The organism is Vibrio sp. 1562, assembly GCF_033340155.1.
Lineage (GTDB): Bacteria > Pseudomonadota > Gammaproteobacteria > Enterobacterales > Vibrionaceae > Vibrio > Vibrio alginolyticus.
Window position 1 is genome coordinate 1 of record NZ_JAWOVY010000299.1, and the last position, 729, is coordinate 729.

The following is a 729-nucleotide window of genomic DNA, read 5'->3' on the forward strand; positions in this document are numbered from 1 at the left end:
ATACTCAGGGTTGTTATCGATGAAATCTCTCATTGAGTCAGCAGTCACTTGCAGACTGTTCAAAGCGGCATTAACCTTCTCAATACTTGCCGAACTGTTCAACGCTAATAACTGCGCCTTCCAAGTCATGATCTTTGGCGTTTGTTCAGAGACCAAACTCAATCTATCGGATACATCTCCCAATGCTTCCGGCATCGTACCCAACGTTGTTACCGCGTCTTCCTCACTGATTTGATTGGCTTCTAACCAAGCACGATAAGCGGGCGTTCTAATCATGCTTAAATCAGCAAACGGATACTGTCTAACAAAGTCAGCAACAAAGAGCTTCGTTTTATCGTAAACCTCTTTTTTCAACAGTGATTGAGCGAGCTGGTCTACCTCATTGGCTAAGTGTGCCGAGACTTGTTTGGCTTCATCTGTAGCAAAAATGTCACGGCCAGCGCCCGTTGCATAAAACTGGTTCATTTGATGGGTGAACACCCACGTATCAATCAATGCAGCCATTGGTGATACTTGATATGCTGCTGCTTGCAAGCCTTCTTCTGCATTGATCTTCCACAGCAGGACGTAAGACTGGTTCACTTTATCATTGGGGTCATACTGCTCTTGAAGCACATCGGCGGCTTGCTCAACTTGAGCAAAAAATTGAAGTGCATATTCGCGCGTTAAAATGCGCATATTAAGCTCTTGCTTGGTGAGAGGAACGGTCTGGCTGTCAATTTTCACTTC

The 729-nt window shown here is 45.0% G+C and carries 1 pseudogene; it reads right to left on the reverse strand.

What is annotated here, in order from left to right:
- Positions 1–729, reverse strand: a pseudogene (locus tag R7Z49_RS24785) (chemotaxis protein); the annotation flags it as partial.